Origin of the sequence: Salinispora vitiensis (assembly GCF_000378825.1) — a bacterium.
In the GTDB taxonomy this organism is placed as follows: domain Bacteria; phylum Actinomycetota; class Actinomycetes; order Mycobacteriales; family Micromonosporaceae; genus Micromonospora; species Micromonospora vitiensis.
The window spans coordinates 815538-837209 of the sequence record NZ_KB900388.1 but is presented as its reverse complement, the minus strand read 5'-3'; the positions used below and the strand labels follow the sequence as shown (position 1 = coordinate 837209).

Annotated in this window: 22 protein-coding genes; 8 read left to right on the top strand and 14 right to left on the bottom strand. The window is 70.4% G+C overall.

Annotated elements, in window-relative coordinates; all coding sequences use genetic code 11:
- Window position 1 precedes the first annotated feature (1 nt).
- The 6 genes from SALPAC2_RS25415 to SALPAC2_RS0103800 form a co-directional block, all read right to left on the bottom strand.
- The gene (locus SALPAC2_RS25415) at window positions 2–2320 is read right to left on the bottom strand and encodes a glycosyltransferase family 2 protein (RefSeq protein ID WP_018215316.1); all 2319 of its coding nucleotides are present in this window, start codon (window positions 2318–2320) and stop codon (window positions 2–4) included.
- A gap of 474 nt (window positions 2321–2794) precedes the next feature.
- Window positions 2795–3634, bottom strand: coding sequence for an SCO1664 family protein (locus SALPAC2_RS0103820; protein WP_018215315.1), 840 nt, complete (start codon window positions 3632–3634; stop codon window positions 2795–2797).
- Window positions 3631–4218, bottom strand: a complete 588-nt coding sequence (locus SALPAC2_RS0103815; RefSeq protein WP_018215314.1) for a DUF3090 domain-containing protein — start codon at window positions 4216–4218, stop codon at window positions 3631–3633. The genes SALPAC2_RS0103820 and SALPAC2_RS0103815 overlap by 4 nt, the downstream gene beginning before the upstream one ends.
- Window positions 4219–4370: 152 nt before the next feature.
- Complete coding sequence (locus SALPAC2_RS0103810) at window positions 4371–5084, bottom strand: MSMEG_4193 family putative phosphomutase (protein WP_018215313.1); 714 nt, start codon at window positions 5082–5084, stop codon at window positions 4371–4373.
- 78 nt (window positions 5085–5162) lie between these two features.
- The gene (locus SALPAC2_RS0103805) at window positions 5163–5999 is read right to left on the bottom strand and encodes an undecaprenyl-diphosphate phosphatase (protein WP_018215312.1); all 837 of its coding nucleotides are present in this window, start codon (window positions 5997–5999) and stop codon (window positions 5163–5165) included.
- Complete coding sequence (locus SALPAC2_RS0103800) at window positions 5996–7048, bottom strand: LLM class F420-dependent oxidoreductase (protein ID WP_018215311.1); 1053 nt, start codon at window positions 7046–7048, stop codon at window positions 5996–5998. Before SALPAC2_RS0103800 ends, SALPAC2_RS0103805 begins: the two co-directional genes overlap by 4 nt.
- 182 nt (window positions 7049–7230) lie before the next feature.
- Here SALPAC2_RS0103800 and SALPAC2_RS0103795 point away from each other — a divergent pair, with 182 nt between their 5' ends.
- Together SALPAC2_RS0103795 and SALPAC2_RS0103790 are read left to right on the top strand one after the other, a co-directional pair.
- On the top strand, window positions 7231–8202 hold the full coding sequence (locus SALPAC2_RS0103795) for an aldo/keto reductase (protein ID WP_018215310.1): 972 nt from the start codon (window positions 7231–7233) through the stop codon (window positions 8200–8202).
- Window positions 8203–8325: 123 nt separating this feature from the next.
- Entirely contained in the window at window positions 8326–8517 is a 192-nt protein-coding gene (locus SALPAC2_RS0103790; RefSeq protein WP_018215309.1) for a DUF5703 family protein, read from the top strand.
- 295 nt (window positions 8518–8812) lie between these two features.
- Here SALPAC2_RS0103790 and SALPAC2_RS0103785 read toward each other — a convergent pair whose 3' ends face one another.
- The 5 genes from SALPAC2_RS0103785 to SALPAC2_RS0103765 all read right to left on the bottom strand — a co-directional run bounded on the left by SALPAC2_RS0103785 (window position 8813) and on the right by SALPAC2_RS0103765 (window position 13020).
- Entirely contained in the window at window positions 8813–9262 is a 450-nt protein-coding gene (locus tag SALPAC2_RS0103785; protein ID WP_018215308.1) for an acyl-CoA thioesterase, read from the bottom strand.
- Between the two features lie 45 nt (window positions 9263–9307).
- Complete coding sequence (locus SALPAC2_RS27460; RefSeq protein ID WP_018215307.1) at window positions 9308–9481, bottom strand: hypothetical protein; 174 nt, start codon at window positions 9479–9481, stop codon at window positions 9308–9310.
- 284 nt (window positions 9482–9765) lie between these two features.
- Window positions 9766–10707 (bottom strand): LysR family transcriptional regulator, encoded by a 942-nt coding sequence (locus SALPAC2_RS0103775; RefSeq protein ID WP_018215306.1) that lies wholly within the window; start codon window positions 10705–10707, stop codon window positions 9766–9768.
- 274 nt (window positions 10708–10981) lie between these two features.
- On the bottom strand, window positions 10982–11638 hold the full coding sequence (locus tag SALPAC2_RS0103770; RefSeq protein WP_018215305.1) for a hypothetical protein: 657 nt from the start codon (window positions 11636–11638) through the stop codon (window positions 10982–10984).
- A 53-nt stretch (window positions 11639–11691) separates the two neighbouring features.
- The gene (locus SALPAC2_RS0103765) at window positions 11692–13020 is read right to left on the bottom strand and encodes a M20/M25/M40 family metallo-hydrolase (protein ID WP_018215304.1); all 1329 of its coding nucleotides are present in this window, start codon (window positions 13018–13020) and stop codon (window positions 11692–11694) included.
- 93 nt (window positions 13021–13113) lie between these two features.
- Here SALPAC2_RS0103765 and SALPAC2_RS0103760 point away from each other — a divergent pair, with 93 nt between their 5' ends.
- Window positions 13114–13353 (top strand): hypothetical protein, encoded by a 240-nt coding sequence (locus tag SALPAC2_RS0103760; RefSeq protein ID WP_018215303.1) that lies wholly within the window; start codon window positions 13114–13116, stop codon window positions 13351–13353.
- 65 nt (window positions 13354–13418) lie between these two features.
- Here the strand turns inward: SALPAC2_RS0103760 and SALPAC2_RS0103755 are convergent, their stop codons facing one another.
- Genes SALPAC2_RS0103755 through SALPAC2_RS0103745 form a run of 3 tightly spaced genes read right to left on the bottom strand, consistent with a single transcriptional unit; the run spans window position 13419 to window position 16496 of the window.
- Complete coding sequence (locus SALPAC2_RS0103755; protein WP_018215302.1) at window positions 13419–13769, bottom strand: DUF3140 domain-containing protein; 351 nt, start codon at window positions 13767–13769, stop codon at window positions 13419–13421.
- On the bottom strand, window positions 13769–13936 hold the full coding sequence (locus SALPAC2_RS27455) for a hypothetical protein (protein ID WP_018215301.1): 168 nt from the start codon (window positions 13934–13936) through the stop codon (window positions 13769–13771). The genes SALPAC2_RS0103755 and SALPAC2_RS27455 overlap by 1 nt, the downstream gene beginning before the upstream one ends.
- A 16-nt stretch (window positions 13937–13952) precedes the next feature.
- Entirely contained in the window at window positions 13953–16496 is a 2544-nt protein-coding gene (locus tag SALPAC2_RS0103745; protein WP_018215300.1) for an ATP-dependent Clp protease ATP-binding subunit, read from the bottom strand.
- 127 nt (window positions 16497–16623) lie between these two features.
- On the opposite strand from SALPAC2_RS0103745, the gene SALPAC2_RS0103740 reads away from it, so the two are divergent.
- From SALPAC2_RS0103740 to SALPAC2_RS0103720, 5 genes are all read left to right on the top strand, one after another.
- A complete protein-coding gene (locus tag SALPAC2_RS0103740) occupies window positions 16624–17004 on the top strand; it encodes a hypothetical protein (protein WP_018215299.1) in 381 nt (126 codons plus the stop codon).
- 146 nt (window positions 17005–17150) lie between these two features.
- Entirely contained in the window at window positions 17151–17411 is a 261-nt protein-coding gene (locus tag SALPAC2_RS0103735; RefSeq protein WP_018215298.1) for a hypothetical protein, read from the top strand.
- A gap of 8 nt (window positions 17412–17419) precedes the next feature.
- The gene (locus SALPAC2_RS0103730; protein ID WP_018215297.1) at window positions 17420–18334 is read left to right on the top strand and encodes a magnesium transporter; all 915 of its coding nucleotides are present in this window, start codon (window positions 17420–17422) and stop codon (window positions 18332–18334) included.
- Window positions 18327–20999: an FtsK/SpoIIIE domain-containing protein gene (locus SALPAC2_RS0103725; RefSeq protein ID WP_018215296.1), complete on the top strand. Its 2673-nt coding sequence runs from the start codon at window positions 18327–18329 to the stop codon at window positions 20997–20999. Before SALPAC2_RS0103730 ends, SALPAC2_RS0103725 begins: the two co-directional genes overlap by 8 nt.
- A complete protein-coding gene (locus SALPAC2_RS0103720; protein ID WP_026184382.1) occupies window positions 20996–21661 on the top strand; it encodes a hypothetical protein in 666 nt (221 codons plus the stop codon). The genes SALPAC2_RS0103725 and SALPAC2_RS0103720 overlap by 4 nt, the downstream gene beginning before the upstream one ends.
- Window positions 21662–21672: the final 11 nt, after the last annotated feature.

Genomic DNA, 21672 nt, shown 5'->3' with positions numbered 1-21672 from the left:
TTCACCGAACCTCAACATGCAGACGGCCAGAGCGGGGGTACAGACCAACGGGTCGTCCGCCAGCGTCAATCTGCAGCGGCAGCTGAGCGACCAGGAAGGCGTCGACCTGCAGGGCGTACGGTGACTCGCCGTCAGGGGGCAGCACCCACAGGATCCAGTCAGCGCGCCGGTCGCTGCCCGGTTGCGCCGTCGCCACCGGCGCCAGTAGCTCGGTCAGGTCCACGTCAGCGGACCACCTACCGTCGGACCGGGTGACCCGGCAGGACACGTCCACGTGGTGGTCGGCCGCGTCAACGTACCGCCGCCACACGACTGCGCCAGGGTCCGCGTCGGTCCAGAGCCGGCCCTGCACGGAGAGCCGATGGCCAGCCCCGGCCGGCGTCACCCTTGCCGTGTCGGCCTGCAGCTGCAACGGCCCCTCGACCACGTTGAGGTACTGGCCGGGCGACCGGGTGACAGCGACCAACCGGTCCTTGTACACGGTGGCGACCGGGGCGTCCAGCCCGGTTGCGAGTATCAGGTGGCGCTGGTTGGCCCACCTGATACTCGCCACCCGCGTGGTGCGCAGGGTGAACGGGTTGTCCGGGCTGGCACTGTCGACGAGGCTGCTGAACGGGACCCGGGCGGTGTACACCAGCTGCTTGCCCGACAGCTGGGTTTCCAACTGAACCTGAACGGTCTCGGAGTGGCGGGCTAGTTGAAGCCCTGCACCCTTCAGATCCGTAGGCATCCGGCCGGTGAGGACGATCCCGTCGCCATCGACGCTGGCACCGGTTAGCTCCAGTGGCCGGATCAACCGCCGCAGCATGATCTCCCCCGCGTTGGTATTGCCCGGCTGGATCCAGGTGTCCTCGTCGATCCAGGCGCCAGTGGCATTCTGCGGGTTGCCGGGCTGAACGTTGCGCAGCAGACTACCTCGGTGGAGAACGCCAGCGCGCAGGCTCACCTTGATGCGCGCACCCGACACATCAGCCGGTAGTTTGGTCAGTGTCGCCTTCGACACCCGGGTCTGGAAGCCCACCAGAGTCTCCTCGCCGTGCGAGTCCCGGGCGGTGAACCGCTCGACCGGCAATTCCATCCGCAGGGTGCCGGCAACCAATGTCAACCGTAGCGTGGAGTTGGCTCCTATCGAGAGGTGCCGGATCTCGGCTGTACCCCGGATCGTCAGCGTGGTGTCGTCCCAGGACATCCGGGTAACCGTGGTGTGGAGGCTTAGCTCACGTCGAGGTAGCCGATAGAGCTGACGCGGCACCGTCGAACCGCGCCCGCCGGTGGGATAGTGGTTCTGGAACCGCCAGGGAAACAGGGAACTCCGGCGTGCCCGGGCGCCGGCGCCCAGTCCGCCCATGGCACGAAACTCGGCCAGCCGGCGCAGTTGGTCGGTGTCGCCGGCCGCCAAGGCGTGGTATTGCAACTGGTCGTAGGCGGAGGCTCGCCGGAGCGCGCGCAGATCGAGCCGGCGGGTCAGTCGTTGGCCAAGCTCAACCAGGGACGGCTCTTCGTGTTCCTCGGCGGTAGCGAAGGCCTGCACCACCGTTGCCAAGTCGATCTGGGCGAAGTGCCGGTGTACTCGGTCACGGAGTTCGGGCGCTCGCGTGTCAATGAGGTCCAGGACCATCTCGGCCGACAGGATCCGGTCGGCCAGGTTGTCGTAGTGGAACTTCTGCTGGGTGATTGACTCGCCAGACTCACGCTCGCGCCAGAAGTAGACTGGAGCAGCGAGGCAGTCGACGGTCACCGCATCCAGATGCGCCTTGAGAGTGACCGGGTAATCCTCATACCGAATCGGCGGGAACTCCAGCTCGAACTCATCCCAGAAAGAACGGCGGTAAACCTTATTCCACACCATCCTGTCCAGCGCGAGAACAGAGTTCTCCAGGATGTGAGTAGCCTTTCTGTCGCCTGTGAAAACGATATTATGCAAGTAACTCTTTTTCACCCCGGAGGAGTTGTTAAACCGGCACGCGTTGCCCCCGACGAAGGATGAGCCGCTGCTGTCCAGGGAGCTCACCATCGACTGGTAGGCGTAAGGCGGAACAAGGTCGTCACTGTCGACAAAGGTAATATATTCTCCCACGCTGTGCCGAGTGCCGGTGTTCCGGGCCGGGCCGAGACCCAAATTCTCCTGAGTAATCACCCGAAAGCGGTAGTCACGCGAGGCGTACGCGTGTGCGATGGCGGCGCTGCCGTCCTGCGAGCCATCGTCAACCATGACGACCTCGTAGTCCTGAAACGTCTGACGGGCCAACGACTCCAGACAGTCCCGGATGTAGTCACCAACGTTATAGAACGGGACAACGATGCTAAGTCGAGTGGGCATGTCGCCCCCTTCCCGATACCCGAAGCGTCGCGGGGCGGTTTACCGCTCCGCGACGCAGGACGGGGCTGGGAATCCACTCCTGATATTCCACGATGCCACTTTCCGAGATTGGGGCGGACGGTCGCCAGGCTAGTCACCCGGACCACCACCATGCAAACGCCTCGAGTTGGTCAAAACGGAAATAAACCCCCAAAAGCACCCGGATGGCTCTCGTTGAGAGGCGCATCTTATGGCAAACACTTTAAAATTTCACCACCAGCGACCTGATTCACTTTTGTGACCAACATCGGCTTCGGCGCCGAGATCCGCGAATACATCTCGGATCAGGCCGCAGTGGCGTCCTCGAGAACCACGCCGGATGGGCTTCGCGTTGTGGCTGGCCGGTGTTGACCAGGCTGACCAGGATGGATGTCCCGCCGAAGACCATGGATGAGGAGGGCAATCTGTTGATCCCCAGGCGGTTGTGCCAGCTACTCACATGGGTGGCCACGGCATCGCCGGCCACTGACGCGACGGCAACGGGAATTGTCCGGCGGCCCGCAGCCGCTCAATCCGGGAAGCCACCGCGGCGACTTCGCTGACCGTAAGGTGCTCGGCGAGAGCACCGCCCAGCTCCCCGGCGACCGCGCTGGCGAGGGTCGCAAGCACCTCCGCCACGTCCGTCGGCAGCTCGCGGCCCGCCCAACCCCACAAGACCGTGCGCAGCTTCTCCTCCACGTGGAAGCTGACCCCGTGATCCACGCCGTGGATTCGGCCCTCCGGGCCGACCAGAACATGTCCGCCCTTGCGGTCGGCGTTGTTGATAACCGCGTCCAGCACGGCTAGCCGGGCGAGCCGCGGATCGTCCGCGTGCGCCAGGGCGTACGGGATGCCCTCCTCGTCCCGGGCCGCGGCCACCGCCAACCAGCGGGACGGCAGTTTGTCGGTCGGAACAAACCCGACCAGTGGCTCCGGCTCCACCGGCCCGTCGATCCACAGCTGACAGGAGCCGGGGCCGAGCGGCCCGTCGCGCAGCACCGTCGGCGGCACCAGGTCCCATCCGGTGGCCGCCGACACCAGGTACGCGGCGACCTCGCGCCCGGCGAGATTGCCATCCGGAAAGTCCCAGAGGGGCCGCTCACCCCGCACCGGCTTGTAGACACAACGCGCGGTCATCCCATCCAGGGTCAGGGCCGCGCGGAGCGTCGTGTTCGAGGCGTCCACCAGCCGCCCCTCCAACTCGAGCGCACCCTCCCGCAGCAGCCGAAGCACCTGATCACCGTCCTGGCGCGGCTGGTGCCAATCCCGGCTCCGGTACAGCTCAGATGAGGTCACCGGTGGTAGCCGTTGTGGCGCGGGCAGAGGTGACCGACCGGGTCGAGGGGCTGGCCGCAGAGCGGACACGGCGGCCGGCCCGCGTTTACCACCCGCCGGGCCCGTCCGATGAACTCGCGGGTCGCCTCCGGCGTCAACCGCACCCGCAGCCGGTCCAAGTCGTCGTCTGGCTCCTCGTCCTCCGACTCGTCCAACTCGACCTCAGCCGCAGCCTCGGCGGCCCCAACCTCGACCTCGGCCTCGCCGACCGCGATCGCCTCGATCACGACCGTCTCGGTGTCCACGTCAAAGGCCAAACCCAGGGTGCCGACCCGGAACTCCTCGTCGACGGGCGCGTCCAGCGGATCGTTGTCCCCACCGACCGGGCCGGTCTCCGGCAGTTTCACCCCAAACCGCCGTTGCGCCTCGGAGAGCAACTCCTCAAGCTTCTCCGCCAGCAATGAGACCTGGACTTTCTCCAGCGCGACGCTGACCAGCCGGCCGCCGCCGCGGGCCTGGAGAAAGAACGTGCGATCCCCGGGCGGCCCGACGGTTCCGGCGACGAACCGCTCCGGCGGCTCGAAGGCGTGCACCTGGTGGGTCATACCTCGACCCTATCCGGCGCACCCGCGGGGCGCGCACCCCACCGACCGGAATCGCCGCGCGGCGCCTCCGCACCGCTACGACCCCTCGGCCCCGCCGGGATCACCCGGGTCGCGTTGCCCCTCGCCAGCGCCAACATAATCGCCGGAACGGGTCAAGCCCCTGCCCCGGCGCCGCCCCCGATCGTGGCGTCCGAGTCCGCGGTACGGCGCTTCCGCCTGCCCCGCTTCGGCGGGGGCGGGACCAACGCGGTCAGATCTCCGCCGGTGTCGTTGAGCCGCACCAGGAACGGACGCAGCGGGGTGTAGCGGATCGCCGTGACCGAGGCCGGATCCACGATGAGCCGCTGGAAGAGGTCCAGGTGCAGGCCGAGCGCGTCCGCCACGATCGCTTTGATCACATCGCCGTGGGTGCAGGCCAGCCAGACCGCGTCCGGCCCGTGCTCCGCGCTCACCCGAGCATCCCAGCTGCGCACCGCGGCCACCGCCCGGGCCGCCATGCTCGCCATCGCCTCCCCACCGGGGAAGACCGCCGCGCTGGGATGCTGCTGCACGACCGGCCAGAGCGCGTCCTTCGCGAGTTGTTTCAGCGGCTGCCCCTCCCAGCTGCCGTACCCGCACTCGGTCAGCCCCTCCTCCACCACCGGCACGGCCTGGGGCAACGCCCGCTCCAGGGTCTGCCGGCAACGGACCAACGGGCTGGTCACCACGGTCGGGCAGGAAAGCAGCCGGAGCCGCTCGCCGACCGCGGCGGCCTGGGAGCGGCCGGTCTCGTCCAGCTCGACCGGCTGCCGACCGGCCAGCCCACCGGCCGCGTTCGCGGTCGTCCGGCCGTGTCGCAAGAGCAGTAGCGTCGCCACGGTGACCACCCTAGAGCCTGCCCCACGCACTGGCCCACCGATGCGCCCTGGGCCGGGGTCCGTGCCGGGCGCGTCGGCGAGAACGGGTCAGGTGGCGCTGATGGTGCCGGTCAGCAGCAGGGCGAGCACCAGCGTTCCCAATGCCACCCGATACAGAACAAAGATGTACAGGGTGTGGCGCGCCACGTAGCGCAGCAGCCAGGCGATGGCCGCGTAACCCACGGCGAAGGCGGCCGCCGTGGCCACGATCATCTGCGCCCCGCTCGGCACCGAGGTGCCCGGCGCCGCCGGGGCGAAGACGTCCTCGAGACTGAGCACGCCCGACATCACCACCGCGGGAATGGCCAGCAGAAACGAGTATCGGGCCGCGGTCTCCCGGGTCAGGTTGAGCAGCAGGCCGGCGGTGAGCGTCCCCCCCGACCGAGACACGCCGGGAATCAGCGCCATCGCCTGCGCGAAACCCATCACCACACCGTCGCGCATCCGGAAGTTCTGTAGCGTCCGCGTCTGCCGGCCCCAGTACTCGGCGAACGCCAGCACGAAGGCGAACAGGATCAGGGTGCTGGCAACCAGCCACAGGTTCCGCGCGGTCTCCCGGATCTGGTCCTTGAACAGGAGGCCGAAGACGCCGATGGGAATCGAGCCGACGATGACGTACCAGCCCATCCGGTAGTCGAGGCTGCTGCGCACCGACCGATCCCAGATTCCAACGACCCAGGTACGGGTGATTCGCCAGATGTCCTTGGCGAAGTAGAGCAGCACCGCCGCCTCGGTGCCGAGCTGGGTGACGGCGGTGAACGACGCACCGGCGTCCTGCTCGAAGAAGATGGCGGAGGTGATCCGCAGATGGCCCGACGAGCTGATCGGCAGGAATTCGGTCAGGCCCTGCACGATGCCCAGGACAATGGCCTCGACCCAGGTCACTCGCCGACTCCTGCGAGATCCAGCGCCTCGGCGACGGTCCGTAGGGTCTGCACGCCGCTGTCCCGGTCGGCCACGAAGAGGGTCACCGACAGCGTGGTGACGCCGGCAGCGGCGAACTCCCGCATCCGCTCGGCGATGCGCTCCTTCGAACCGAGCAGCGAGGTGCGGTCAATCAACTCCAGCGGCACCGCGGCGGCCGCGTCGCGGTGCCGCTTGGCCAGGTACAGCTCCTGCACCTCGCGCGCGGCCTCGCCGTACCCCATCCGGGTGGCGAGCTGGTTGTAGAAGTTCTGCTGCCGGCTGCCCATGCCACCGATGTAGAGCGCGGCGTACCAGCGGACCAGTTCGGCGCAGCTGGCGACATCGTCACCGATCACCACCGGCACCGAGGGAACCACATCGAAGCCGGACAGCTCCTTCCCGGCGCGGGCCCGACCGGCGCGAATCGCAGCAAGCTGCTCCGCGGCGAACTCCGGCGCGTAGAAGACGGCGAGCCAGCCGTCGGCGATCTCGCCGGCGAGTTCCAGGTTCTTCGGACCGACGGCGGCCAGGTAGGTCGGGATGTACTCCCGGGGCGGGTGGAAGCCCAGGCGTAGCGCCTTGCCCGGTCCGTCGGGTAGCGGCAGAGTGTAGAAGTCGCCGGTGTAGGCGACCTGCTTGCGGGCCACCGCCAGCCGAACGATGTCGACGAACTCCCGGGTCCGGGCGAGCGGGCGGGCGAACCGTACGCCGTGCCAGCCCTCGGAGACCTGCGGACCGGACACCCCTAGGCCGAGCCGGAACCGGCCACCGGAGAGCGCGTCGATGGTCGCGGCGGTCATCGCGGTCATCGCCGGAGTGCGGCCCGGAATCTGCATCACCGCGCTACCGAGCTCGATCCGCTTGGTCTGGCCGGCCATCCAGGCGAGCATGCTCGGCGAGTCGGAGCCGTACGCCTCCGCCGCCCACACCACCGTGTAGCCGAGCCGGTCCGCCTCCTGGGCCAGAGCCAGATGGTCGGCAGGTGTACTCCACGCCGTCTGGTAACCGAGGCTGAGCCCGAGTCGCACTAGTCCTCCCCCATCCACACCACAGGTCGCATCAGGTTACGCAATACCATCGCCGCCCTCGATCACCGGCTCACGCAAACAGCGCCGGCAGCGAGGTACCCGAGGAGCACGGCGACGAACAGGCGGCAGACTGGACGGCAGCGGGATATCGGTGCGACCCGTGATGGAAATAAGATTCAACCATGCAACAGCGACCGCTCGGCCGAAGCGGGCTGGCGGTTTCGCGGCTCGCGCTCGGCACCATGACCTGGGGCCGGGACACCGACGCCGACGATGCGGCGGCCCAGATGAAAGGTTATCTCGACGCCGGCGGCAACCTGGTCGACACCGCCGATGTCTACGGTGACGGTGACGCCGAGTCGGTCATCGGCTCGCTGCTCGGCACCCTGGTCCCCCGCGAGGAGCTGCTGATCGCGACCAAGGCCGGGCTGCGCCCGGGCCACGGCCGGCGCCGCGACGGCTCCCGTGGGCACCTACTACGCACCCTGGACGCGTCCCTGCGGCGCCTCGGCACCGACCACGTCGACCTGTTCCAGGTGCACGGGTATGACCCGGACACGCCGCTGGAGGAGACCCTCGCGGCGCTGGACCACGCGGTCGCAAGCGGGCGGGTCCGGTACGTCGGCGTCGCCAACTTCTCCGGCTGGCAAACCGCCCGGGCCGCGGCCTGGCAGGCGGCCTGGCCCGGCCGCTCCCCGGTGGTCGCCGCCCAGGTGGAGTACTCGCTACTGGAACGCGGCATCGAGCGGGAGGTGCTACCGGCCTGCGCGGCTCTCGGGCTGGGGGTGTTGCCCTGGTCACCGCTGGGGCGGGGAGTCCTGACCGGCAAGTACCGAAACGGCCGACCAGCGGATTCTCGGGCGGCCTCACCACATTTCGAGCGGTTCGTCGCGACCTACCTGGAACCGCGCTGCTCCAGCATCGTGGAAGCGGTTGCCACCGCCGCCGGCGGCCTCGGCGTCTCCCCGCTGGAGGTCGCGCTGGCCTGGATCCGCGACCGGCCCGGGGTCGTCGCGCCGATCCTCGGCGCGCGCACGGTGGGGCAGTTACTCGGCGCCCTCCAGGTCGAGGAGATGACCCTGCCGGAGGAGATCAGAACAGCCCTCGACGACGTCTCCGCCGTCCCGGTCGGCTACCCGGAGCGCGACGGCTGACCCCGGCCCGGGGCGCGACGGCGGACTCCGGGCCAGGGCGCACCCCGCCTGGCCTGGGCTAACCGGGCCGGGAAGGGTGCCTGCGGGGTGGCGCCGGGCTGGGCGGATGGGCAGCATGGGGCCATGGACTACGAATACGCGCCGCTACGGTTACCCCCGAACGTTGACCGGCTGACCGCGGCCGCGCAGCTCGCCATCCAGGCGGAGTTCTCCGGCTGGGAGCTGGCCCGGGTCCGGCTTTTCCGGGATGGGACCCGGCAGGTCGTGCTGCGCCGTCGCCGGATCAGCCCGCCACCACCCGGCCTCTCCTACTAGCCGCCGCGGCCCAGACGGTGGCGATTCGGTGGCGGTCATGGCTCCAACAGGCCGGTGAACTCGCTGTGCCGAGGGTCCGCAGCACCTCGTCGGGCACCGGTCGGGCACGGCAGACATGCCGGGCGCGGAAGGCGCGCGCCGGATCGAACAGCTCGTCGCGGCGCTACGCGCGGGAGAGGGCTTCCACCTGGGCCGGATCATCCCGACCGCATCCGCGCTCTCGGTCGTGGAGGAGGTGCCGGCCGGACCGGCCGGGGCGAGCGGGCGGCCCGCCCGGCGGACGCCGGTGGCGGCCTCAGGAAGGCCGAGCGACGCCCTTCATGACCGACCGCGTCTCCTCCGACCAGGCGGTGGGGCGCAGGGTCTTCGGATCGATGCGGACGTGTACCCGCCTACCCTCGGCGTGCACGGTCTGCCCGTCCCGGGACAGGCAGCGGAACCCGTAGGCGGCGCTGGACCCGCTGAACCGGTCGATCCACAGGTGCACGGCCATGGCCCCGGTGCCCCGGAACGGCATGCGGTAGGAGATGGCGAACTCGGCCACCGCCAGAAACACGTCCGGATGGCTGTAGGTGCCTCCGTCGAACGTCCAGCCGTGGGACGTCCAGAAGGTGTTGAGGGCGCGCTCCACCAGAACTCCGTACCGGCAGTTGTGCACCAGCCCCATCGAGTCGAGGTCGTCGAAGTGGATCGGAAGCAGCTCAACGTGCCCGTGATCGACCGAGAACTCGACTGATGCTGTCACCGTATCCCACCATTTCGCATTGGCGTCGATGGTCCACCGTGGCGGTCATCGCCGCACCCGAACCGTGACGATCCGCCGCTGCGAAGTTATCAGACAGGTACGGTCCCGGTCGATGACCAGGAGTACCGTTCGGTCGATGAGCGCAGTCGGCAGCTCCGCCGACAAATGCCGATGCCCTGCCGGCGTGCGTCGGACCGGCAGGTAGAGGTGCTTCAGCATGGCACGATCGAGCGCGGCGAAGCCGCGGATCTCGCCGGTCTCCGGACTCTCGGCCGCCCAGGGTCACGCGTTTGGGCAGCGCCTAGTCGTTTGTATCCGAAGAGGACGAGTCTACATTATTTGTCGCCTCTCCAGATCAGGACTGATCGCCTTCTCGCTCAAGCGCCGGTCGCCAATCGATGCACCGGCTACTGACAACACAGGACAATTAATGGGGTATGCATGAGGAAGGGGCTCAGGCCTCGTCGGTGGCAGCACCTACCACCACACACCGCAGGACGATCTCAGAGGATGGTTGTACGGTCCGCGGACGTCAGAGCGGGGAAGCGCCTGCGGACGTGGGCGGGGGTGAGGGGAACCTCCTCGGCAAGCATGTCGAGGAAGGCGCGGGCGATGGGGTCGGGCTCGCTGCGGGTGTACGCGGTCAGGGGGCGCAGCAGCGCGGGGTCCGGGCGGAGTAGTGCTGCCTCGAAGTGGGGAGGAACGGCGTTCCCGGGGACGAGCGCCAGGCCCAGCCCGGCGGCGGCGAAGTTGACCGCGAACGGCGCCTGCTGGGTGCGCACGGTGATCCGGGGCTCGAAGCCCGCGGCGGCGCAGGCCCGGTCGAGGAGCTGCGCCAGGCCGCTGTCGGGGGTGAAGTGCACCCATTCCCGCTCGGCGAGGTCGGCGAGGCGGACCGTGCCGCCCGGGGCCGTGGCCAGGGGGTCGTCGGGGTGGGTGACCAGAAAGAACTCCTCCGCCCCCAGGTGCCCGATGGTGCCCTCCCCACTGGGCGGGGGCGGGCCGATGGCGATGTCGGCCTCTCCGTCCGCCATGGCGGCGGCGAGTTCGGTGGTGTGCCGGTGCTCGAACAGGGTGACGCGCACATCGGGGTGGCGGGTGCGCCAGAGCGCCAGCGCCGTGGGCAGAATGCCGTAGCTCACCGAGTAGAGCGTGGCCAACTGAAGCTCACCCGAGGCGACTCCGGTGGCGCGCCGGGCCGCGGTGACGGCCCGCCGGGCGTCGGCTAGGGCGGCTCGGGCGGACGGCAGCATCGCCCGACCGGCGGCGGTCAACCGCAGGCCGCGGGGCAGGCGTTCCAGGAGGCGGCCGCCCATCTCCTTCTCGAGGGCGTGGAACTGGTGCGACAGCCCGGGCTGGGTGATGTTGAGCAGGGCGGCGGCCTGGGTGAAGGACCCCTCGTCGATGATCGTCACAAAGTACTCGAGCTGACGAAGCGTAGCCATGCGCCCAGCTTATCGAGTCAAGAATATCCCGTCATTGGACGCATGGGGCGCGGCGGGTGCCGGCTGGTTCGTCCACGAACCACACCCGGCCTCCAAGGCGGCCACGAACGAGTACGGCCGGCCAGGACGGTCCGCCGTCAGCGGCCCGCGTATCGCTGATCACCCCGCAGCCCCTGGTCCTGATCTTCTTCCCTCGAGAAGAAGAACGATCAACCAGGGGCTACGGCCATGACCAGCCAGGGTCGATAGCAACCAACCCCGGGTAGCAATCAAGTCAGTGGGTGCGGTCGTACTCCTCGTCGTCCAGCTCGAGGAAGGGGTGCTCGTCGAGCCGACCGACCAACCGGTCCTCGGCGGCGGGCTGGAACGGACCCACCGGGTCGTCATCGTCGAAGGCCTCGAGATCGACCGCGGCGTCAACCTCGCTGACCATGACAACGCCGTCCATCGGCTCCAGCTCCGGCACATCCAGTGCGGCGAGCGATCCGTCCCCGCTCTGCAACAGCTCCAAGACCGCCTCGCCGACCCCCTCGACAGGTGCCGGCTCGTCCTCGTCGGGGGCCTCCGCCCGCCGGGCCGACGTGGCGGCCCGGATCAGCGCCGAGACGCTCGGCACCCGGTAGTCCCGACGCTGCCGTACCGAGATGACGTGTGGGTGGCTGTCGATGGCCGGCGAGCCGTCTGGGCTGGTGAAGCGCTCGTCGGCCTCCTCCGGGTCGATCGCCTGCACATCCCAGGGAGTAACCTCGCCGAAGGCATCCATCAGCTGCTCGTCGTAGGCGTACGAGGCGTTGTTCAACGCGACGTACGCCTGCCAGACGGCATCGTCGTCGATTCGGCCCTGCGCGGCGCGCACGGCGGCCAGGTGGTGGCGGGCCGCCTCGATGACGCGTTCGAGGGCAGGGTCCAGCTCACCATGCTGGTCGATCATGTAAGGCGTCCCTTCGGTGTTCGGAAGGCGCCGCGCCGAAGTACGGAAGCGGCTCAGCAGTTGCGGAGGAACCGGTCGAGAACCCGCACGCCGAACTGTAGTCCGTCCACTGGAACCCGCTCGTCGATGCCGTGGAACAGCGCGGAGAAGTTCAGGTCGGCGGGGAGGCGCAGCGGTGCGAAGCCGAAACAACGGATACCCAACCGGGTGAAGGCCTTCGCGTCGGTGCCACCGGAGAGCATGTACGGCACCGGCCGGGCCCCCGGGTCCTCGGCACGTAGCGCGGCGGAGATCGCCTCGACCAGGGCACCGTCGAAGGTGGTCTCCAGCGCGGGCTGGCGCTGAAGATACTCGATCTCGATGTCCGGGCCGACCAACCCGCGCAGTTGCCGCTCCAACAGCTCCGACTGACCGGGCAGGCTCCGACAGTCGATGGTGGCGCTGGCGCGTCCGGGGATGACGTTGTCCTTGTAGCCCGCGGCGAGCCGGGTGGGATTGGCCGTGTTGCGGATGGTCGCCCCAACGAGGTTGGCGATCGGGCCGAGCTTGCCGATGGCTGTCTCCGGATCGTCCGGGTCCAGCTCGATGCCGAGCGCCTCGGACACCTCAAGGAGGAACGCGCGTACGGTGTCGGTAACGACGACCGGGAAGCGGTGCTGGCCGATCCGGGCGACCGCCGCGGCGAGGGCGGTGACTGCGTTGTCGTCGTGGACCATCGAGCCGTGCCCCGGCCGCCCCCGGGCGTGCAGCCGCAGCCAGTCAATGCCCTTCTGGGCGGTCTCGATCAGATACAGCCGCTGGTTCTCGTTCACCGAATATGAGAAACCCCCGACCTCGCCGATGCCTTCGGCGCAGCCCGCGAAGAGCTCGGGGTGATGCTCCACCAGGAAATGCGCGCCGTACTCACTGCCGGCCTCCTCATCGGCGGTGAAGGCGAGCACCACGTCCCGGGGCGGCCGGATCCCGCTGCGCTGCCAGTGCCGTACCACCGCGAGCGTCATCGCGTCGAAGTCCTTCATATCGATCGCACCGCGACCCCAGAGGTAGCCGTCCCGCAGCTCACCCGAGAACGGATGCACCGACCACTCGTCCGCCTCGGCCGGCACCACGTCCAAGTGGCCGTGGACGAGCAGGCCGGGGCGATTCCGGTCGGTGCCGGGGATCCGGGCGACGAGGTTGGCCCGGCGGGGCGCGGACTCGTGGAGCACCGAGTCGATGCCGACCTCGGCGAGCTTCTCGGCCACGTACTCGGCCGCTCGGCGCTCCCCGACGCTGGTGTCGTTGTCACCGGTGTTGGTGGTGTCGATGCGCAGCAGATCCTGACAGAGGCCGATGACCTCGTCGGTGGGTGCGGGGTGGGCGCAGGCGGTGTCGCTCCTCATCGCTCCTTGATACCAGGAGAGCGGCCAGGGGTGGGGTGGCGCCGGATCTGGTCCACGGGGTGCGAACGCCGTGCCGCCGGGTAACAGACGGACATGACCGACCTATACCCTGCCGCCGACGACCGCGAGACACTGCGGCAGGCGGCCGCCGCGCACACCGCCGCCACCCGGGACGTGGAGCTCTTCCTGCGCCGGCTACCGGCGGTGCCCGCTCCGGCGGACATCACCGAGTACGCCAACCTGCTCACTCGGGAACGGCAGACCCGCGCCGACCGGGAGGCCGCCGCCGACGCGGCGGGACTGACGATCACCAGTCTGGAACCCGGAGCGTAGTGATCCGTCGGTGTGGGTGCTGGTGAACTCGAAGCCGGCACCCCACCCGACCTGATCGGAAGCGGTCAGCGTTCCACCAGGACGTCGTGGCCCAGATCCAGCAGGGCATGCCGCCACCGGTCATCGGCGTTGCCGCGCGAGGGCTTCGCCGCCAGCAGGTTCTCGATCTCGTCGACGGTGTCCCGCATCGTCTCGATGTCGTCCCGGGTCAGGTCCACCTTGCGTTTGGTGAGCACCCGCAGGATGTGCCGGCCCGGCTCGGGCAGGCCGAGGTCGGGGTCCGGGCCGAAGGTCTCCTCACCGGAGCCCCGGGTGAGCAGCCACTGCCGCAGCTTCTCGGACGGCACGTTGACCCGCTCGTGGAAGCTCTCCCAGAGCTCCTCCACCTGCGGATCGAGCCGCTGCTCGCGTACCATCAGCCCTCCTCTCGCCGGCCGTCGGTCGCCGCCGGGTCCGGCTCGCCGGTCCCGACCTGCCCCGGGCCCTCTGGTGGCACCTGCACCCGGGCGGGGTTCGCGGTCGGTGCGGCGACGATCGGCTCGGTCCGTTCGGTGTTCTCCTGGGTCTCCTCGGGTTCGGTCATCTCCGCCTCCCGGCGCTCAACGGGGATGCGTGGTGGTGGCCGCGGTGTAGCCGTCGCCCTCGGCGACATCGATGGTGAGCTGGCCGTCACGGGCGTCCACAACCACCCGTTGGCCCGGCGACACCGCGGACTCCAGCAGCATCCGGGACAACTGGTTGTCCAACTCGCGCTGAATGACCCGCCGCAGCGGGCGGGCCCCGAACTCGGGCTGGTAGCCGTGCTCGGCGAGCCAGTCGATGCCGGCGGTGGTGATCTCGACGTCGACATCCTGCGCGTGCAACCGACGGCGGGTCTCCGCCAACAGCAGCTCGGTGATCTGCCGCAGTTGCTCCGCCTCCAGGCGGCGGAAGATGATGATCTCATCGATGCGGTTCAGGAACTCTGGACGGAAGTTCTCCTGGAGCCGGCGCAACAAGCGGTCGCGGAGCTCGTCGTTCTCCCCGCCGGCCGCCCCGGTGCCAAAGCCGACCGCCCGCTGGGTGCCGGTAATCAGCTCCGAGCCGAGGTTACTCGTCATGATCAAAACGGTGTTCTTAAAATTCACCGTCCGGCCCTGGCTGTCGGTGAGCCGGCCGTCGTCGAGCACCTGGAGCAGGATGTTAAACACATCCGGGTGCGCCTTCTCGATCTCGTCCAGCAGCACCACCGCGTACGGGCGGCGCCGCACCGCCTCGGTGAGCTGCCCGGCCTCCTCGTACCCGACGTAGCCGGGCGGCGCGCCGACCAACCGGCTGACCGTGTGCCGCTCCTGGAACTCGCTCATGTCGACCCGTACCATCCGGTCGGCCTCGCCGAACAGCGCCTCGGCAAGCGCCCGGGCCAACTCGGTCTTGCCGACGCCGGTGGGGCCGAGGAAGAGGAAGCTACCCATCGGCCGGTCCGGGTCCGCCAACCCGGTCCGCGAACGGCGCACCGCCTCGGAGACCGCGTTGACCGCGTCGTCCTGACCCACGACCTTCTCGTGCAGGTGCCCCTCCAGCCGCAGTAGCCGATCCCGCTCCTCCTCGGTGAGCTGCGCAACGGGGATGCCGGTGGCCCGGGAGACCACCTCGGCGATCTCGTGCGGCCCCACCTGCGGCACGTGGTTAGCGCTACCCTCGTCGCCGCGAACCCGGCGGATCTGGGCCTCCAGGTCGGCGATCTGGTCACGCAACGTGGAGGCCTTCTCGTACTGCTCGTCGGCGACGGCCTGCTCCTTGTCGCGGCGTACCTCGTCGAGCTGGGTCTCCAACTCGCGTACGTCCGAGTCCGGGGTACGGGTGCGCAGCCGGACCCGCGCGCCGGCCTGGTCAATCAGGTCGATCGCCTTGTCCGGCAGGTAGCGGTCGGTGACGTAGCGATCGGAGAGCTCCGCCGCGACGACCAGCGCCTCGTCGGTGAAGCGGACCTGGTGGTGCGCCTCGTAGCGGTCGCGAAGGCCACGCAGGATGGCCACCGTGTCGTCGACCCCCGGCTCGGGCACGAAGACCGGCTGGAACCGGCGGGCCAGCGCGGCGTCCTTCTCGATGGTCCGGCGATACTCGTCCAGCGTGGTTGCGCCGATCACCCGCAGCTCGCCGCGGGCCAGCGCCGGCTTGAGCATGTTGGACGCGTCCATTCCGCCCTCGCTGCCGGCCCCACCCGCCCCGACCAGGGTGTGAATCTCGTCGAGAAAGACGATCAGCTTTTCGCGATGGGCCCGGATCTCGTCAATGACCTTCTTCAGCCGCTCCTCGAAGTCACCCCGGTAGCGGGTACCGGCGACCAGGCCGGCCAGGTCGAGTTGGATGACCCGCTTACCGAGCAGGGTCTGCGGCACGTCGCCGTCGCAGATCCGCTCCGCGAGCCCCTCCACGATGGCGGTCTTGCCGACACCGGCCTCACCGATCAGCACCGGGTTGTTCTTGGTTCGCCGGGACAGGATCTCGACTGCCTGCTCGATCTCGTCGGCCCGGCCGATGACCGGGTCGATCTGATCGTTCTGGGCGAGCTCGGTGAGATCCTGCCCGTACTGGTCGAGGGTGGGGGTGCCCCGATCCGGCCGCGGCCCAGTGGTCGGGCCCCGGTCAGCACTCGCCGCCTGCAACGACTCCGGCTGGATCCGGCCGGCGGCGAGCATCCGGCCGGCGGGTGACTCCGGGTTCAGCGGCAACGCCATCAGGATGTGCTCCGGCCCGATGTAGTTGGCGCTCATGGCGCGGGACAGCTGGTGGGCATCGAGCAGCGCCCGCTTGGCGGCGGGGGTGAGGGACAAGTTCGGCGGGACCTCGCCCCCGGGCGCCCCCTCGCCCCGCCCGCCAAGCGCGTTGAGCAGGGTGTCGGGTTCGGCGCCGGCTCGTTTGACCAGCTCCCGCAGGGACTGCCGTTGCAGCGCGGCCCAGAGCAGGTGGTCGGTGTCCAGGTCGGTGCTGTGCCGCTCAGCCGCCCGACGTGCGGCGTCGGCGAGCATCTCCCGGGCGTCGGCGGTCATCAGCCGGGTGATGTCGACCCGGTGTGCGGGCCGGCGCCCACCCTCGCTCCGGCCGAAGTACCGGGCCAGGAACTCGTCCCATGGGTCGGAGCCGAAGTCGCCGGGTCCCATATCTGTCTCCTCCGCTGCTCGGCGCGGCACGGTCGCCAGGGGCTACCCGGCCGTCGTCTGGACAAACTCCGCCGGCTGGCCAACAGGGTTGCCCGGGCGCGGGCGGATCGGGTGGCAGGCTGGCGGCATGAACGGGACACCGCTGCTGATCGTGGACGCCGCCAATGTGGTGGGATCCCGGCCGGACGGCTGGTGGCGGGACCGGGTCGGGGCGACCACCCGACTGCGGGACAGCCTCACCGGCCTGCCCGATTCCGGGGTGCCACCGGAGCTGCCGCCGCCGGTCGAGGTGGTGCTGGTGGTTGAGGGTGCGGCGCGCGGGGTGCCGCCGGTGCCGGGGGTACGGGTGGTGGTAGCCCAGCAGTCCGGCGACGACGCGGTGGTGGACCTAGTCACCGCGGACCCGCAGCGCCGCCGGGTCGTCATCACCGCCGACCGGGAGCTGCGAGAACGCGTGCTCCGGCGGGGCGCCGAGGTACGTGGACCGCGCTGGTTGACCGGCCGCTGAGCCCAGCCACGCATCCCGGGGTGGTCGACCTCCCCGCGCTTCTGGGTGACAACCACTCAGGAGGGCTGAATACTGGCAGGGAGGATGTTCTCTCCTGGTGCCGATAGGCTCTAATGGAGGCACCCCTTGCCCCAGGAGGTTCCGTCGTGGCGAGCGTCGCCGAGCTCAAGGCAGCCATCGATGTCGCGCTCCAACAGATCGGTGACGGTCAGAAGGCTGTGCACGCTGCCGGTGAGCAGCTGGCCGAGGCGCAACAGACGCTGGCCGGCGCGTTGGAGGGCAGCGGACACGAGACGGTGGATGCGGCCCAGGCCTCGCTGACCCAGGCCGGGCAGGAGTTGGAGGAGTGCCTGGCGGCCACGCTCGTCGCGGTCGAGCAGGCCCAGCTGTACGTCGCGACCCTCTGAGCGCCGCCGTGTCCATCGTCGAAGATATCGGCGCGCAGGTGCGCGCCGCCAGCGATGACCTGCCGCTCGGCCAACTCGCCGAGGCGCTCGACCGGTTCGGGCTGGCCGCCGAGCGGCTGCGCTGGGTGCGTCAGGAGTCCGCCAACCCGATGGGGGTGCCGGAGCTGTCCAGCGCCGTCGAATACGCCGAGTCCGCCGGCTACGCGCTGCGCGTCGCCCAGGAGCAGCTGACTGCGTACCTGGCCATGATCGGGCTGGCGGCCGACGACTCACCCGCCACACGTACCGCCCCCGACCGGCAACCGGCACACGATGCTCCCCGTGGTGCCACGCCACCGACCACGGCCACTGTCCCGCCGAGCCCGACCGCCGCACCGCGCTGGTGGGCAGTCCGGGTCGCCGAGCTGACCGGTGGCAGGAGCGGGTCGGAGCCACCGGATGAGGCGATCGCCGACTCCGGCGAACTGCTGCGCCGAGTCGTCCACGAGGTCCGCGCCGGCGACCGGGAACGACTCCGCGCCGAGCTGGGCCGCGCCCACGCCGACGTGGGGTTGGGGTTGGCCGCGCTGGCCCCTCCCCTGCTGCGGGAACTGGCCGGGGAGTTCCTTGGGCACCCGCCCCGGGCCGAGGACCTGCCGCGGCTCCGCCAAGTCCTGGCCAGCCGGACCCGCGACCTACTGCCGGGCCTGCCCGCGCCGGTGGTGGAGACACTGCTGGCCCGGGTCTGCCGGATGCCGCCGCCCCGCCGGGAGGACGCCGAACAGCCACATGCTGCCGACCCGGCGGTCACCGCCGGGGTGCTGACCGGCGTCCTGCTCGCCCGGCTCGGCCGCGAGCTACCCAGGGACCGGCTTCCCGCCGAGAGCCGGAGCGGGGCGATCACCCCGGGACAGCCCGCGTCTCGACGAGGCGCCGATGGCTGACCGACGGGCGCAGCTCGCGGCCCGGGTCCGACAAACCCTCGGCGAGGCCCTCGGCGCGACCCGGACCCGGCTGGCCGCGGCGCAGACCGAACTGGCCGCCGAACAAGGCCGACTCGACCGGGTCCGCCAGGCCGCCGCCGCAGTGCCCGCACGGGTCGGCGCGGAGCGAGACCGGCGCCTCGCCGAGATCGACTCCCAACACTCGGCCCGGATCGCCGAGCTGTCCCGGCGGGCGGCGGACGCGGCCCACCGGGAGGCCCCGGGCGCGGCCACCACCGACTGGCCACAGTGGCACCCAACCCCCGCCCGCCGGACGGACCTGCCCGGCCCACTACGGGTCGGCACGCTCGCCGTTCCGGGCGGGGAGTCGGTGCCCGCGTTGGTGCCGCTACTCGACGCCGGGCACGTCGAGCTGACCGGCAGCGACCGGGTGGCGGGCGAGGCGGTGGTGGCCGCGCTACTGCTGCGGGCGGTAGGCCGGGCCGACCCGGGCGCGGTCCGGTTGACCGGATACGACCCGGAGCATCTCGGGGGCGGCTTGGCGGGTTTCGCGCCGCTGGGTACCGCCGGGCTGCTCACCTTCGTCGGACCGGGCGGGCTGGGCCGGCTCCTGGACGACCTCGTCGAGGAGATCCACCGGATCAATTCCACTGTGCTGGCGGGCGAGCACCGCTCCCTGCGTGAGCTGGCCACTGCCACCGGTCGACGGCCAGAGCCGTGGCGGGTGGCGGTGTTACTCGGCGGGGAGGAGCCGTCCCGGCACGTACGCGGCCAACTCGACCGGGTGGTCCGCACCGGCGCGGCCTGCGGCGTGCACCTGGTGGTACGCGGCCTGACCCTGCCGGAGGACGCCCCCGTGGCCCGGATCCGCGTCGAACCGGGCCGGGTCGAGCTTGCCGGCGCACCGCCGGTCACGCTCGACCCGGCGCCCCCGGCGACCCTGGTTACCGAGACCTGCCGGGGCATCGCCGCCCGGGTCAACGCCGGCCCGGAGCCGACGCCCTTCAGCGACCTGCTCCCACCGCTGGAGCAGATGTGGCGGGAGGACTCAGCGTCCGGCCTGATCGCGCCGATCGGCGAGGGAACGGACGGCCAACCGGTGCTGGTCACTATCGGTGACTATCCGCCGCACGCGCTGATCGGTGGCCCATCGGGCACCGGCAAGACAAACCTGATCTTCGCCTGGATCGGTGCGCTCGCCGCCCGCTACTCCCCGGCCGAGTTGGAGCTCTACCTGCTCGATTTCAAGGAGGGCGTCTCTTTCGCCCGGTTTGCGCAGGGTCGCCGCGACCCGAGCTGGCTGCCGCACGTTCGGCTGGTCGGCATCAACGTCAACACGGACCGGGAGTTCGGTCTGGCCCTGCTCCGCTTCCTCGCCGAAGAGCTGCGCCGGCGCGCCGACGCGGCCAAAGAGTACGAGGTCACGAAGCTCGCCGAACTGCGCGCGGTGGACCCGGCCGGGCGCTGGCCGCGGATCGTCGCCGTGGTCGACGAATTCCAAATGCTGCTCGCCGGCCGCGATGCGGTCGCCCGGGAGGCCGCCGATCTCCTGGAGGACCTGGCCCGGCGCGGCCGCTCGCAGGGCATCCACCTGGTCCTCGCCTCGCAGGACGTCCGGGGAATCGAGGCGCTGTGGGGGCGGCCAGCCCTGGTCTCCCAGTTCACCCTCCGCATCGCCCTACCCAAGGCGCTCCGGATCCTCGCCGAGCGCAACGACGCCGCGCAGTCACTACCCCGCCACCACGCCGTGATCAACGCCGAGTCGGGATTGGCCGAGGGGAACGCGGTCGCCCGGATACCGTCGGCGAGCGACTGGGAGACGTGGAGCGAGCTGCAGCACCGACTCTGGCGGATGCGCCGGCCGGACGCCGCCCCGGCGCGGCTCTTCGATGGTGACGCGATCCCCCGGTTGACCGACGCCCCGGACTACCAGGCGCTCTGCGCACCGGAGGCCGGGACGCCACGAGCCCCGACGGCGCTACTCGGCGAGATCATCGACGTACAGGCCCGCTCGGCAGGGCTTCGGCTGCCGCGCGCGCCCGGGCGTAACCTCGCCGTGCTGGGCACCCGCGTTGACGAGGCGTGCGCCGTACTCGCCGCGGCTGGGCGGTCGCTCGCCCGACAGCACAGTCCCGGAACGGCACGGTTCTCCATCGCCTGTCTGGACCCGGACGCCGACGCCGCCGCCCGTTGCCTCTACACCGACCTCGCCGACGATGCCGCCTGGTACGACGAGGAGACCGTCACCGAGCTGATGGCCGAGACCACCGCCGGGCTGGGCGCCCCCGGCGTCGGTGCTCCCCACTACCTACTGCTGTTCGCCGTTGACGCGGCGGCCGGCGCGCTCTCCGCCCGGGTTGGCGGCCAGACCGGGCTGGAGCAGCTACGCCGCGTCCTGCATGACGGGCCGGAGCGGCGGACGCATGTGCTGGCCTGGTGGCGGGGAGTCGCGCGGATGCGGGCCGACCTCGGCGGACCGGCCGCCCGCACGGACCAGATCGGTGCCTGGGTGGCGCTCGACACGCACGGCGGGGAACTGGGCGCCTCGCTCTATCCCGGCACCGGCGGGCCGGACTGGTACCCCCGCCCATGGCGGGGCCTCTTTTTCGACCGGGCGGTGCACCGCACCGGGCAAACCATCATCCCGTACGGGCACCAGCGGTGAGGCAGCCGGTGCCGAGCGAGTCGTATCCGGCGCAGGTGCGACGACTGGCCGACCTGACCGAGCAGGTGTCGGCGCAGCGGGCCGAGGCACACGCCTGGTACGAGCAGCAATGTGCGGCCGCGCGGCGTGCCGTGGCGAACGCCGAGGACCAGGTCCGGCACGCGGAACGGGAAGTGACGGCAGCTCGCCGGCTGCAGGAGCGGGTCGAGGCGGAGGTCCGGCTGTTGTGGCAAGAGCTACGCGGGCGGTTTCGGTCGACGGGCCGCCAGCTGGACGGGCCCCCCGGCCCGGTCACCGGCGTCGCCGGGAACCCCCTGCCGATGCTGGCCGCGGTGCGGGACCTCCTGGCCCGTACCGGTCAACCCGGTGAGCTGCCCGGATCCGTCAATCCGCTGCTGGTCGGCTGCGGATTCGGTGGTGCGCTGGTCACGTACGCCCTGGGCACCGTCGCCCGGACCGCCGGCGACCGGTACGGCGGCGACCTCGCGGTCGGGCTGCCGGTGCTGGCGCTGGTCGTAACCTTGCTCGGCCCGCTGGCCGGCCTGATCCCGGCGAAGATTCTCGCTGACCGGCAACACGCGGTGCTCGGCCCGCGCCCGGTGGCCGTGGTGGTGGTCGCCGGACTGCTGACGACGGGGCTCCTCCTGGCCGTTGCCCGCTGAGCCGGTCAGTC

Excerpts from the sequence above, each read along its gene's own strand:
- SALPAC2_RS25415 (WP_018215316.1), bottom strand. The coding sequence starts at position 2,320 with ATGCCCACTCGACTTAGCATCGTTGTCCCGTTCTATAACGTTGGTGAC.
- SALPAC2_RS0103815 (WP_018215314.1), bottom strand. The coding sequence starts at position 4,218 with ATGACCCACCAGGTGCACGCCTTCGAGCCGCCGGAGCGGTTCGTCGCC.
- SALPAC2_RS0103795 (WP_018215310.1), top strand. The coding sequence starts at position 7,231 with ATGCAACAGCGACCGCTCGGCCGAAGCGGGCTGGCGGTTTCGCGGCTC.
- SALPAC2_RS0103790 (WP_018215309.1), top strand. The coding sequence starts at position 8,326 with ATGGACTACGAATACGCGCCGCTACGGTTACCCCCGAACGTTGACCGG.
- SALPAC2_RS27460 (WP_018215307.1), bottom strand. The coding sequence starts at position 9,481 with ATGCTGAAGCACCTCTACCTGCCGGTCCGACGCACGCCGGCAGGGCAT.
- SALPAC2_RS0103775 (WP_018215306.1), bottom strand. The coding sequence starts at position 10,707 with ATGGCTACGCTTCGTCAGCTCGAGTACTTTGTGACGATCATCGACGAG.
- SALPAC2_RS0103770 (WP_018215305.1), bottom strand. The coding sequence starts at position 11,638 with ATGATCGACCAGCATGGTGAGCTGGACCCTGCCCTCGAACGCGTCATC.
- SALPAC2_RS0103765 (WP_018215304.1), bottom strand. The coding sequence starts at position 13,020 with ATGAGGAGCGACACCGCCTGCGCCCACCCCGCACCCACCGACGAGGTC.
- SALPAC2_RS0103760 (WP_018215303.1), top strand. The coding sequence starts at position 13,114 with ATGACCGACCTATACCCTGCCGCCGACGACCGCGAGACACTGCGGCAG.
- SALPAC2_RS0103755 (WP_018215302.1), bottom strand. The coding sequence starts at position 13,769 with ATGGTACGCGAGCAGCGGCTCGATCCGCAGGTGGAGGAGCTCTGGGAG.
- SALPAC2_RS27455 (WP_018215301.1), bottom strand. The coding sequence starts at position 13,936 with ATGACCGAACCCGAGGAGACCCAGGAGAACACCGAACGGACCGAGCCG.
- SALPAC2_RS0103745 (WP_018215300.1), bottom strand. The coding sequence starts at position 16,496 with ATGGGACCCGGCGACTTCGGCTCCGACCCATGGGACGAGTTCCTGGCC.
- SALPAC2_RS0103740 (WP_018215299.1), top strand. The coding sequence starts at position 16,624 with ATGAACGGGACACCGCTGCTGATCGTGGACGCCGCCAATGTGGTGGGA.
- SALPAC2_RS0103725 (WP_018215296.1), top strand. The coding sequence starts at position 18,327 with ATGGCTGACCGACGGGCGCAGCTCGCGGCCCGGGTCCGACAAACCCTC.